Below are 11,646 nucleotides of genomic sequence, written 5' to 3' on the forward strand. Positions count from 1 at the left end.
ACGGAAGGCGCGGGGGGAAAAGATTTTGGCCGGCCGGTTCGCCGGCGTTTTCCTCAGAACGGGGCCCCGTGGGTGCGCCGCATCAGGCCCTGCACGGCGGCGGGCCAGTGGGCCAGGGCCCCCACCACGGCCTCGCTCAGCACGGGGCCCCCAAACAGGCCTTGCACGGCGCGCCCCACGCGCAGCCGGGCCCCAAACCGCGCCTGCCACGCCCGGGCGTAGGCCGCTTCCATGGCCGGGCGGCTGGTGCTGTCGTTCAGGAAGTTGTGCGCGGCGGCGCTGGCCAGCGCTGCGCCGTGCAGGGCCATGGCCATGCCGTTGCCGCACAGCGGCGTGATGAGGCCGGCCGAGTCGCCGCACATCAGCACGTGCTGCTCCACGGGCTGCTTTGGGGCGAAGGAAATCTCGTTGATGACCTCGGGCTGGTCGTACAAAAACTCGGCTTCGTGAAAAATGGCGCGCAGGTGCGGGTTTTGGTGCAGCACTGCTTTTTCCATCGCCGCAACGGTGCCGCCGTGGGCCTTCAGGTTGTCGCGCGTGGTGAGGTAGCAGAAGCACAGCTTGCCGTCTTCGATGGCCGAAATGCCCGCGTAGCCGGCCCGGAAGTTGTGCAGTGCAATCACGTCGCGGGCGTGGCCCGGCAGGCGCAGGTGGTACTTCACCCCGAGGTAGGGCGAGCGCTGCCGAAAAAACGGCCGGTCGAGCTGGCGGTCCAGGTTGGCGCGCTTGCCGTAGGCCCCCAGCACCACGCGCGGGGCCAGCGCGCGGCCGTCGGCCAGGGCTACCGCGTGGCGGTTCGTAGCGGCATCGAACGCCGCGCTGGCCACCGTGGCGGGCAAGTAGAACTGCACGCCCGCCGCCAGAGCCCGCCGGTACAGAAACTCGTCGAGTGTGTAGCGGCTCACCCCAAAGCCGCCCAGGTCGAGGGGGCTGCGCAGCACGCGCCCGGCCGGCGACGACAGTTCAAACCGGCGGATATCGGCCAAGCCCAGCGGGGCCGGGTCGGCCCCGAGCCGGGCCAGGTATGGCCGCACCTCGTTGCTGACGTATTCGCCGCACACGCGGTGGAACGGGTAAGCCCGGCGTTCCACCACCGCCACGGCGTGGCCGCGCTGGGCCAAGTCGAGGGCCCCGGCCAAACCGGCCAAGCCGCCGCCGATGATGAGAACGTCCACTCAGTTAGGCGATGAAAAGTGGTGAGTAATCGGGAAAAGCTTTGATTCCATCGGTAATAACAACTTTTTCATCAGTAACATAGGGATTTGGGATTATCTTTGTCAACTAAAATTAATTCCCACCGTTAACTACATCAGTCCGTGCGCCATCCGTCGCACCCGGGCCGATTCGTTACCTCGAATTTTTGTATGATGCCACGCTTACTTGCCCTTTCTTTCATCCTGGCCCTGGCCACCGGTGGCTTGGCCAGCGGATTTGCCCAGCCCACGCCACCTCGGCCCATCGAAGCCCAGCACACCGCCGTGCAGCAAACGCGCCCCAGTACCGACGATAAAATGCTGACAGCGTACCCCAACCCCAGCACCACCGGCTTCGTGCAACTCACCATCAAAGGCCAGGAAGGCCACCGCGCCGAACTGCAAGTACTGAATGTGATTGGCTCGGTCGTATACCACGAAACCATAACCGACCTCAACGACCATGCCACCAAGTCGCTCGACTTGAGCCACTTCGCCAATGGCCTATACTACGTGAAGTTGGAAGGTAGCGGAGGCAACCAAATGTGTAAGCTCGTCATCCGCTAACGATTTCAACGGCGACGCCCCAACTTTCGTGTGGCGCAGGCAACAAAAAAGCAGCCTCTGGGCTGCTTTTTTTATTTACGGGGCCGAGGGCCTTATTTGTTCCGCACCGGTACGGGCTCCAGCTTGGGTTGGGGGGCCTGGGCAGCGCGGCGGGCAACGAGGGCGGCAGCGCCCAATAAGCCTAATACGAGGGTCAGCATAACGGCAATGAATGAATAGTGCGGATAAACTACCGGTTCCGCGCGAAACCAGTACAGATTGGCTATATAACCCGGAGCCCCGGCATTAAGTTGTCCTGAACCAAGTGTAAGATTAAGGCCTAGCTCTAAGGTAGGGGAAATTCCTGGGCCAACGCTGCCAGCACCTGGGCCCCAAGGCGGTGCAACCCCGCCTGCCCCGGCGCCGCCGCGGCAGGCGGGGTTGCGTGCAGGGCGGGCTGAGCATGGAGTAGGAGTAGGGGCTTAGCGCGCTTGCACGTGCTGCTGCTTACTTATGCAGTAGATGGTGGACTTGCCCACCTCCAGGCGGTCGGCCGTAGCTAACACATCGTCCCCAGCGCGTTGGGGCACTCCTGCACGAGCCGGGTAGCTTTTCCTCGCGCAACGTGCGCTAAACACCGTTGTCGGCCGCCGGAGCTGGGCCCCGCAACGACAGGTCGGGGCTGCGGATCAGGCCCAAAAAAGATTGCGCACTTGTAGCAATGGCAAATTGGGTCGAAATTACTAACTGATGTTACGCGCTAAATTAAGGTTTGCCCCTTTCACTGCTTGCCGCCATGACCTGCACGCTGGACTTATACACGGATTATCTGATTAGCTCGACGGGTCAAACCTCGGCCACGGGTTTGTCGCGGTTGCTGGGCGGGGCGGTGAGCCACGACCAGGTGACGCGCTGGCTCAGTGGCTCGTACCTGGATTCCGAGCAGGTCTGGCGGCAAGCCAAGCCGCTGATTCGCCGGGCCGAGCAGCAGCGGCCGGCCGACGAGTTTGCGGTGCTTATCGTCGACGATTCTGTCCTGGAGAAGGCGCACACCGACCCCAGCGCCCTGATTTGTACGCACTGGGACCACGGCCAGGGCCGCTTTGTCAAGGGGCTTAACTTCGTGAGCCTGCTCTACCAGGCCGGCGCGTTGGCCGTGCCCATCGCCGTGGAACTCATCGAAAAAACCGAGGCCGTCTGGGACGCCAAAACCCAGCAAACCAAAGCCAAAAGCAAGTACACCAAGAACGAGCACCTGCGGGCCATGCTGCGCGTGGCCCAGCAGCAAGTGGCCTATCGGTACCTGCTGGCCGACAGTTGGTACGCCTCGGCCGAAAACCTGAATGCCGTGCGGGCCCTGGGCCACCACTTCGTCGTGGCGCTCGAATCCTCGCGCACGGTGGCCTTGAGCGAGGCCGCGCGGGCGCAAGGCCGGTTTCAGGCCGTCGATACCCTTGTTTTTCCCGAGGAGCAGCCCCTGCGCGTCTTTTTGCGGTCCGTCCAACCGGCGGTGCTCGTGACCAGGCAAGTCTTTACAAACAAAGACGGTTCGCAGGGCGTGCTCTACCTGGTCAGCAGCGACACGACCCTGAACCAAGCCCAGTTGGCGGCGATTTACCAGAGACGGTGGAAAGTCGAAGAATACCACAAATCCCTCAAACAGAATGCGTCGATGGGCAAGTCGCCCACCAAAACGCCCGACACCCAAGCCAATCATTTTTTTGCCGCTATTCTGGCTTACACCAAGTTAGAAGCGCTCAAACTCAAGTGCGGCATTGGGCATTTTCGCTTGAAAGCACAACTATATTTGACCGGACTCAAAGCCATGTACCAGCAATTAGCCCAATTCACCGCGTAATATCAGTTAATTAATGGCGTGATTTAGTGGCGTAATAAAGATTTTGTTTGTGACGAAATAAAAAATTAATTCGACGAAATAATTACTGGGCATAAAATTGGCGTAATTTTGCACCATGATTCGCCCCAATCATCATTCGATGGAGCGTGGAACGAAACCGCAAGGCGTTCTGCGAGAAGATCAACCGGTCGTTGCCTTCGGCGTCTTTATTGATTTTTCTGGTTTTTGCCCTGTTTCCGTTCCGGTTTTTCGAAACGGTTTTTTTATGCCCGCACGGACCAGTTTTTAATTAAAATAATTCCCCCCCTCCATTTCTCATTTTATGGATACCAACACGCCCACCCCGAAAGTAGCCGCTGCTACGTTGCCGCTGGCCGCCACCCGCGCGGGCAACGGCAACCCGAGCACCGCCCCCAAGCGGAGGGCGGTGGCCAAGGCGCGGGGCTTCATGGCCCTACCCAACGGGCCCCGCATGGTGGTGGGGGCGATAGGTGCCTGACCCGCAGTAGCAAGCCGTCCGGTGCAAGCTGGGCGGCTTTACTTTTGGGGCCCCGGTAGGCCGCGCGGCTGCCATAAGCCCGCGCGCTGGAATAATCAAACGTTTTACCCGTGGGCCCCTCGTGCCCGCGCTCTTATGCAACAGCTGATTACACGTGTTCACTCGGCCAATACGTTGCTTTGCGTGGGCCTCGATCCCATCGGCACCGACGCCGAAGTAGCGGTGCGCCTGCGCCAGGTGGTGGCCGAAACCCACGCTTACGCGGCGGCTTTTAAGCCGAATCTGGCTTTTTTCCTCAGCCGGGCAGATGGCGTGGCGCTGCTCAAAAGCACCATCCAGGGCATTCCCGCAGATATTCCGGTGATATTGGACGGCAAGTTTGGCGACATTGCCAACACGGCCGACCACTACGCCCGCTTCGCCTACGACGTGGTGGGGGCCCACGGCGTGACCGTGAACCCCTACATGGGCGACGACGCCATCCGGCCCTTTGCCCGGCCCGGCAAGCTGGTGTTCTCGCTGGCCAAAACCTCCAACAAGCCCGCCCACAACCTGCAAGACCAGGCCCTGGCTCACGGCGGCCACCTCAGCGACCTGGCCGCCCACGTGGCCCGGCAGCTTGACGAGGAGCTGCCCGAGGCCATCATCGGCCTCGTGTTGGGCGCTACTGAGCCCACGGCTATGGCCCGCGTGCGGGCCGCCTGCCCGCGGCAGTGGTTCCTGGTGCCCGGCATCGGGGCCCAGGGCGGCGACTTGGCCGCCACGCTAAAGGCCGGCCTGCGCAAAGACGGCAGCGGCGTGCTCATCAACGCCTCGCGCAGCATCTGGCAAGCGGCCGATGCTGGGAAGGCGGCGCAGGAGCTGCGCGACCAGATAAATGAGTTTCGCGTGGTTAAATCTTGACATATAAAAACGTCATGCTGAGCGCAGCCGAAGCATCTCTATTGCGGCAGTAATTACAATTAGTGGAGCAGTAGAGATGCTTCGGCTGCGCTCAGCATGACGTTCTAGGATAGTTGTTTGAATAAAATCCTCATGACCCCAACCCTCACCCCCGACCTGCCCGCCGCCGAAGTGGCCGCCATCCTGGAAGCGCAGCTGCGCCAGGAAGACGCGCTGCTGACCGGCCACTTCAAGCTGTCGTCGGGCTTGCACTCGGATACTTATGTACAGTGCGCCCGCTTTTTGCGGCGGCCCGAGCTGGCGGCCCCGGCCATGGCCGTGCTGGCCGCGCGGCTGCGGGCCGCTGGCCTGGTGCCCGATACCGTGGTGGGCCCTGCCATGGGCGGCGTGGTGGTGAGCTACGAGCTGGCCCGCCAGCTGGGCGTGCCTTCACTTTTTACGGAGCGCGACGCGCAGGGCGAAATGACCCTGCGGCGCGGCTTCACGCTGCGCCCGGGCGAGCGGGTAATCATTGCGGAAGACGTAGTTACGACCGGCAAGAGCACGCTGGAAGTAGCGCGGGTTTTGGGCGAAATGGGGGTAGAAGTTTTGGCGGTGGTTTCATTAATTGACCGGACGGGTGGTGCGGTGAAGCTTCCGTTCCCGAACTTTGCGCTGTTGGCGGTGAACGCCGCCGTGTTTGACGCCGACCACATCCCGGCGCATTTGGCCGGAATTCCGGCCGTGAAGCCGGGCAGCCGGCCTGAGAAAGCCGCTTAGATTCAATTGCTTGGGAAGGCAGCTTTTTAGCGAGGACTTATGACTTTGACGGATTTGGAACCGACTACCCATACCATCCAACTCACCCTCAAACCGGGCCAGCACGACGGCGACGGCCACCGGGTGGCGGCCGCCGCGGCGCGCCACCTGGGCCTGGCCACCGGCCGCGTGCGCACCGCCGCCCGCTACACGGTGCGCTACGGGGCCCTGGATGCTGCGCAGCTGCGCGCCTTTGCCACCCGCTGCCTCGCCGACCCTGTATTGCACGACGTAACCCTGAACGAAGCCGTGGCCCCTGTGCCCGGCTTTGCTGCTTATATCCTGGTGGCCAGGGGCCCCGGTGTGACCGACGATGAGGGCACCAGCGTCCAGAACGCGCTGGCCGACTTCCTAAACGAGCCGATTGACACGCGCACGCAGCACATTTTCAGCAAGCGCCTGTACTTGCTGGAGCACGACCTGTCCACCGCCGACCTGCGCCGCCTGGCCGAGGAGCTGCTGGGCAACAAGATGATTAACCGCTTCGAGGTGGGCCGCGTGGCCGACGGCATCCGCGACTACACGCCGCGCCCCGGCGGCGGCGCGAAAGCCATTACCGAGACGATTTCGCTCACCGGCCTCAGCGACGAGGCCCTGGTGCAGCTCTCGAAGGATAACATCTACGCCCTGAACCTAGTCGAAATGCAGGCAATACGGGACGAATTCGCCGACCCGGTCACGGAGGCGATGCGAGAATCATTCGGCATGCCGGCTGAACCTACTGATTGCGAAATGGAGATCATCGCTCAAACGTGGTCAGAGCATTGTAAGCATAAGGAATTTAGCGCACGTATTCACTACTGGGACCGTGATACGGATGAGAGAAAGTGGATTGATGGTCTCTTCAAAACCTACATCAAAGACGCCACGGCGGAAGTGGACCGCCAGCTGCGCGCCAACGGCAACGACTGGCTCGTTAAGGTGTTCAGCGACAACGCGGGGGCCGTGCGCATCAACGCCGATTCGCTGTTCGTGTGGAAGGTGGAAACGCACAACTCGCCCTCGGCCATCGACCCCTACGGCGGGGCCATCACCGGCATTTTGGGCAACAACCGCGACCCGCTGGCCACCGGCATCGGCGGGGCCCGGCTGCTATTCAACACCAACGTGCTCTGCTTCGGCAACCCCGCCTACGACGGGCCCCTGCTGACCGGCCAGCTGCACCCGCGCCGCATCCTGGAAGGCGTGCGCAAGGGCATCGAAGACGGCGGTAACAAGTCGGGCGTGCCCACGGTGAACGGCGCCATCGTGTTCGACGACCGCTACCGTGGCAAGCCGCTCGTGTACTGCGGCACCGGCGCCGTGATGCCGATGCAGTTCGCAGGCCTGGATTCGTGGGAGAAAAAGATTGACGCCGGCGACCGGATTGTGATGGCCGGCGGCCGCGTGGGCAAGGACGGCATCCACGGCGCCACCTTCTCCAGCATCGAGCTGGACGAAAGTGCCCCCGCCACGGCCGTACAAATCGGCTCGCCCATCACCCAGAAACTGGCGATGGATTTCCTGCTCATCGCCGCCCGCCGGGGCCTGCTAAAGTGCAGCACCGACAACGGTGCGGGCGGCCTGTCGTCCTCCGTGGGCGAGCTGGCCGGCATCAGCGGCGGCGCGGTGGTAGAGCTGGAAAAAGTGCCCCTGAAATACCCCGGCCTGCGGCCCTGGGAGATTTTCGTGAGCGAGTCGCAGGAGCGGTTTACGCTGGTGGTGGAGCCCGGCCAGATGGCCGAGCTGCTGGCGCTGGGCCAGGAAATGGAAGTGGAGCTGACCGACATCGGCCACTTCACCAACGGCGGCTCGCTGGACGTGAACTTCGACGGGCAGCCCGTGGCGCGCCTGGCGCTGGCGTTTCTGCACGACGGCGTGCCGCGCAAAATTTTGGAGGCCGAATACGAGAAACCCGTTGCCACTGAGCCGCGGATTCCGGCCCAAGCGGATTACACCGACACGCTGCGCCAGCTGCTGGGGGCCCTGAATATCTGCTCGCGCGAGTCGGTCATCCGGCAGTACGACCACGAGGTTAAGGGCCGCACGATTGTGAAGCCGCTGATGGGCGCCACCGGCCAGGCCCCGCAGGACGCGGCCGTGGTGCGCTTCAATTTCGAGAGCTGGGAGGGCGTGGCCGTGAGCAACGGCATTTTGCCCCGCTACGGTGATTTGGATGCCTACCAGATGTCGGCCGGCTCGTTTGATGAGGCTGTGCGCCAGATTATCGCTGTGGGCGGCAAGCTGCCCAACCTGTCGCCGGGCGACGGGATTTTCTGGTCGGTGAACGACAACTTCTGCGTGCCCGACTCGGTGTACGACCCCGCCATCAACCCCGACGGCAAGCAGAAGCTAGCCAAGCTGGTGCAGATGTGCGAGGCCCTGCGCGACGCCACGGCTGCCTACTGCATCCCGCTCACGAGCGGCAAAGACAGCATGAAGAACGACTTCAAGGCCGACGGCGTGAAGATTTCTGTGCCGCCCACCGTGCTCTATTCAATGACGGCCAAGATGGAAGATGTGCGCCGCGCCATTACCTCCGATTTCAAGCAGGCCGGCGACGTTATCTATCTATTGGGCGAAACCTACGATGAGCTGGGCGGCTCCGAGTTTTACGCCCTGCACGGCGAGTTGGGGGCCCAAGTGCCCCGGGTGCGCTTCGCCGAAGCCAAGGCGCTGTACACGCTCATCGGCCAGGCCAACGACCAGGGCCTCATCCAATCGTGCCACGACCTGAGCGACGGCGGCCTTGCCGTGGCGCTGGCCGAGGCCACGTTTGGCTACGGCTGTGGCGCTTCGGTGGAGCTGCCCGCAACGGAGCTGGACCTAGCCACACAGCTGTTTTCAGAGTCGCACTCGCGCTTCGTGGCCACCGTGGCTCCGGAGGACGTGGTGGCGTTTGAAAAATTATTGGCCGGCCGCGCCACGCGCTTGGGCCTAGTGACCGACGACGGCCAACTGACCGTGCGCCACGCTGGCCAAACGGTCATTGGGGCCCCTACTACCGAATTGCGGCATACCTGGTCAAATGGTCCTGTTAATCAATTGCTTGGTGTGGACGAGCTGGCCGGCTTCGGCGAGTCGGCCGGGCACTAATGGCACAAATTGCTGGCGCTTCGGCCCAAAACCCAAATCAGATGGCACAAGACTCGCAGGAGCTAGTACATAAAGTTCAACTACCGGCACAAGATGACGCAGTGCGGGCCCTCGTGCTCACCGGTTTCGGCATCAACTGCGAAGAGGAAATTGCGGCCGCCTACCGGCTCGCCGGGGCCCAGGCCACCATCGTGCACCTGAACCAAGTGTTGCACGGCGCGGTGAGCATCCACGATTTTGACGTGCTGACCTTTCCCGGCGGGTTTTCGTTTGGCGACGACCTGGGCTCGGGCGTGGTGCTGGCAAACAAGCTGCGCTACCGCCAGACGGGCCCCGGGGGCCGCACGCTGCTCGACGACATCAAGCAGTTTGTGGCCGACGGCAAGTTCGTGCTCGGCATCTGCAACGGCTTCCAGGTGCTGGTGAAGCTGGGCCTGCTGCCCAACCTGGGCGGCGACGTGACGCCCGAAGTGACGCTGACCCACAACGCCTCGGGCCGCTACGAAGACCGTTGGGTGCGGCTGCGCGTGCACCCGCGCACCACCACGCCCTTCCTCAAAGGCCTCGACGTGCTGGAGGTGCCCGTGCGCCACGGCGAAGGCCGCCTCGTGGTGCCCGACGCCGCCACCCGCGGGGCCCTGGAAGCGGCTGGCCTCAATTGCCTCTCCTATATAGATGCGGCCGGCGACGGCACCAGCGAGTACCCGCACAACCCCAACGGCGCCGACCTCAACTGCGCCGGCCTCACCGACCCCACCGGGCATGTGTTTGGCCTGATGCCGCACCCAGAGGCGTTTTTATCTGCTTTTAATCATCCTGACTGGGCCCGCCGTCGCCGGCAGAACCCAGGGGCCCCGGAAGAGGGGGCAGGCCTCCAAATTTTCAAGAACATCGTGGAGCACATTGCTCAAAAGCATTCAGTTTTAGCCAACTAAGTCCCCATGAACACCCTCCCGCATTTCGCCACCCCCCAGCTCCAACTGCTGCACCGCGGCAAAGTCCGCGACAGCTACCGCATCGACGACAGCACGCGCCTCATCGTGGTATCGGACCGCCTGTCGGCCTTCGACTCCGTGCTCGATACCGCCGTGCCGCACAAGGGCGCGGTGCTGAATGGCTTGGCCAACTTCTGGTTCGAGAAAACGGCCCACATCATCCCCAACCACGTGAAGGCGATGATTGACGCCAACGCCATGCTGGTGAAGGAAGCGCAACCCATTAAGGTGGAGATGATTGTGCGCAACTATATCACGGGTTCGATGCTGCGCGGCTACCAGAAAGGCCAGCGCACGTTCTCGGGCGTGACCGTGCCCGATGGCCTCGTCAAGCACCAGCAATTCCCCACGCCCATCGTGACGCCGACCACCAAGGAGGAGTCGGACCGCGAAATCACCCCCGAAAACCTCGTGAGCGAGGGCTGGGTGAGCCAGGAGCTGTACGACAAGATGGCCGAGAAGGCCCTGGAACTGTTCAAGGTGGGCTCCGACTTGCTAGCCTCGCAGGGCATCATCCTGGTGGATACCAAGTATGAGTTTGGCCTTCTGAACGGCGAGCTGATTCTGATTGACGAAATCCACACGCCCGACTCGTCGCGCTTCTGGGGCGCCGAGGACTACGCCAAGAACCCCGAAGGCGCCGAGCAGATGGACAAGGAGTACGTGCGCCAGTGGCTGATTGCCAACAAGGTGGACGGCAAATACCCCCGCGCCCTCACCCCCGAAGTCGCCCAGGAAGCCACCAACCGCTACCTCGACATCTACCAGCGCATCGTGGGCCAGCCCCTGGCCACGGCCGACGAAACCGCCACCGGCGGCAACGTGGCCAACCGACTGGTGAGCAACCTGGTGAAGGCCGGCCTGATGAAGGACGCCTGGGTGAACATCGTGATGGGCTCGCCTGCCGATAAGGAGCACTGCCAGAAAATCCGCTCGTTCTTCGAAGGCTACGACGTCTTCACGCAGCTGCGCGTGTGCTCGGCCCACAAAAACGGCGAGGAAATCGGCCCGATGGCCGAAGTCTGGAACCGCTCGATTGAGCCCGGCGTGATTATCGCCGTGGCCGGCTTGTCGAATGGCCTCGGGGGGGCCCTGGCGGCCAACGTGAACGTGCCCGTCATCAGCTGCCCGCCGTGGAAGGACTACGCCGAGCTAGCCATGAACCTGAACTCGTCGGTTATCATGCCCAGCGGCACGCCCAACCTCACCGTGGTGCGCCCCGACAACGCGGCCCAAGCGGCTTTGCGCGCCCTAAACACGCCGCGCTTGCGCGAGCGCCTGCGCCAGGACATTCTGGCTACCAAGGCTAAGCTGAAAGCCGCCGATGCGGAGCTGAAGGCGCTGTAGCGTTTTTGATTGGAAGCAAATCCTTCGGTTATGACCCTGGAACACGTTGCTATTTGGACCGAGGAATTGGAGCGCTTACGGGCGTACTACGAAAAATACTTTGGGGCCCAATCGAATGCCAAGTACACGAACGAAGGCAAACAGTTCCAGAGCTATTTCCTGACGTTTGCTTCGGGGGCCCGGCTGGAATTGATGACTAAGCCTGACGTCCCAGCTAACCTAAACGATACCGTGCAGCGCCAACACCGGGGTATTATTCACCTGGCTTTTGGCGTAGATACCGTAGCGGAAGTGGAAGCCAAAGCCCAGGAACTGCGCCACGCGGGCTACCCTATTTTGAGTGGCCCGCGCCGCACCGGCGACGGTTATTACGAATTTGAAACCCTCGACCCCGATAATAACCGGCTAGAAGTGACAGCGCTGGCTTAAAGC

General features: G+C 62.5%; 11 protein-coding genes. 10 read left to right on the top strand and 1 reads right to left on the bottom strand.

Going from position 1 to position 11,646, the window contains the following annotated elements; translation table 11 throughout:
- Positions 1-53: 53 nt before the first annotated feature.
- On the bottom strand, positions 54-1,175 hold the full coding sequence (locus AXW84_RS02125) for an NAD(P)/FAD-dependent oxidoreductase (RefSeq protein ID WP_068227986.1): 1,122 nt from the start codon (positions 1,173-1,175) through the stop codon (positions 54-56).
- 189 nt (positions 1,176-1,364) lie between these two features.
- Between AXW84_RS02125 and AXW84_RS02130 the strand changes: the two genes are divergently transcribed.
- From AXW84_RS02130 to AXW84_RS02165, 10 genes are all read left to right on the top strand, one after another.
- A complete protein-coding gene (locus tag AXW84_RS02130; protein WP_068227989.1) occupies positions 1,365-1,760 on the top strand; it encodes a T9SS type A sorting domain-containing protein in 396 nt (131 codons plus the stop codon).
- 775 nt (positions 1,761-2,535) lie between these two features.
- Positions 2,536-3,597 (top strand): IS701 family transposase, encoded by a 1,062-nt coding sequence (locus AXW84_RS02135; protein ID WP_068227993.1) that lies wholly within the window; start codon positions 2,536-2,538, stop codon positions 3,595-3,597.
- Positions 3,598-3,712: 115 nt separating this feature from the next.
- Complete coding sequence (locus AXW84_RS24365; protein WP_157886766.1) at positions 3,713-3,886, top strand: hypothetical protein; 174 nt, start codon at positions 3,713-3,715, stop codon at positions 3,884-3,886.
- 33 nt (positions 3,887-3,919) lie between these two features.
- On the top strand, positions 3,920-4,096 hold the full coding sequence (locus AXW84_RS24370) for a hypothetical protein (RefSeq protein WP_157886767.1): 177 nt from the start codon (positions 3,920-3,922) through the stop codon (positions 4,094-4,096).
- A gap of 135 nt (positions 4,097-4,231) precedes the next feature.
- On the top strand, positions 4,232-4,999 hold the full coding sequence (gene pyrF, locus AXW84_RS02140) for an orotidine-5'-phosphate decarboxylase (RefSeq protein ID WP_071889776.1): 768 nt from the start codon (positions 4,232-4,234) through the stop codon (positions 4,997-4,999).
- Between the two features lie 132 nt (positions 5,000-5,131).
- A complete protein-coding gene (gene pyrE, locus AXW84_RS02145; RefSeq protein ID WP_068227998.1) occupies positions 5,132-5,758 on the top strand; it encodes an orotate phosphoribosyltransferase in 627 nt (208 codons plus the stop codon).
- A 39-nt stretch (positions 5,759-5,797) separates the two neighbouring features.
- Positions 5,798-8,872 (top strand): phosphoribosylformylglycinamidine synthase subunit PurL, encoded by a 3,075-nt coding sequence (locus AXW84_RS02150; protein WP_068228002.1) that lies wholly within the window; start codon positions 5,798-5,800, stop codon positions 8,870-8,872.
- 41 nt (positions 8,873-8,913) lie between these two features.
- Positions 8,914-9,807 (top strand): phosphoribosylformylglycinamidine synthase subunit PurQ, encoded by an 894-nt coding sequence (locus AXW84_RS02155; RefSeq protein WP_068228005.1) that lies wholly within the window; start codon positions 8,914-8,916, stop codon positions 9,805-9,807.
- A gap of 6 nt (positions 9,808-9,813) precedes the next feature.
- Entirely contained in the window at positions 9,814-11,214 is a 1,401-nt protein-coding gene (locus tag AXW84_RS02160; protein WP_071889782.1) for a phosphoribosylaminoimidazolesuccinocarboxamide synthase, read from the top strand.
- Positions 11,215-11,244: 30 nt separating this feature from the next.
- On the top strand, positions 11,245-11,643 hold the full coding sequence (locus tag AXW84_RS02165; RefSeq protein WP_068228007.1) for a VOC family protein: 399 nt from the start codon (positions 11,245-11,247) through the stop codon (positions 11,641-11,643).
- The last annotated feature ends 3 nt before the right edge of the window (positions 11,644-11,646 follow it).

The sequence above is a fragment of the Hymenobacter sp. PAMC 26628 genome (assembly GCF_001562275.1).
Classification (GTDB): domain Bacteria; phylum Bacteroidota; class Bacteroidia; order Cytophagales; family Hymenobacteraceae; genus Hymenobacter.

Coding starts and splice junctions, on each gene's coding strand:
- AXW84_RS02130 (WP_068227989.1), top strand. CDS start 1,365: ATGATGCCACGCTTACTTGCCCTTTCTTTCATCCTGGCCCTGGCCACC.
- AXW84_RS02135 (WP_068227993.1), top strand. CDS start 2,536: ATGACCTGCACGCTGGACTTATACACGGATTATCTGATTAGCTCGACG.
- AXW84_RS24365 (WP_157886766.1), top strand. CDS start 3,713: ATGATTCGCCCCAATCATCATTCGATGGAGCGTGGAACGAAACCGCAA.
- AXW84_RS24370 (WP_157886767.1), top strand. CDS start 3,920: ATGGATACCAACACGCCCACCCCGAAAGTAGCCGCTGCTACGTTGCCG.
- pyrF (WP_071889776.1), top strand. CDS start 4,232: ATGCAACAGCTGATTACACGTGTTCACTCGGCCAATACGTTGCTTTGC.
- pyrE (WP_068227998.1), top strand. CDS start 5,132: ATGACCCCAACCCTCACCCCCGACCTGCCCGCCGCCGAAGTGGCCGCC.
- AXW84_RS02150 (WP_068228002.1), top strand. CDS start 5,798: ATGACTTTGACGGATTTGGAACCGACTACCCATACCATCCAACTCACC.
- AXW84_RS02155 (WP_068228005.1), top strand. CDS start 8,914: ATGGCACAAGACTCGCAGGAGCTAGTACATAAAGTTCAACTACCGGCA.
- AXW84_RS02160 (WP_071889782.1), top strand. CDS start 9,814: ATGAACACCCTCCCGCATTTCGCCACCCCCCAGCTCCAACTGCTGCAC.
- AXW84_RS02165 (WP_068228007.1), top strand. CDS start 11,245: ATGACCCTGGAACACGTTGCTATTTGGACCGAGGAATTGGAGCGCTTA.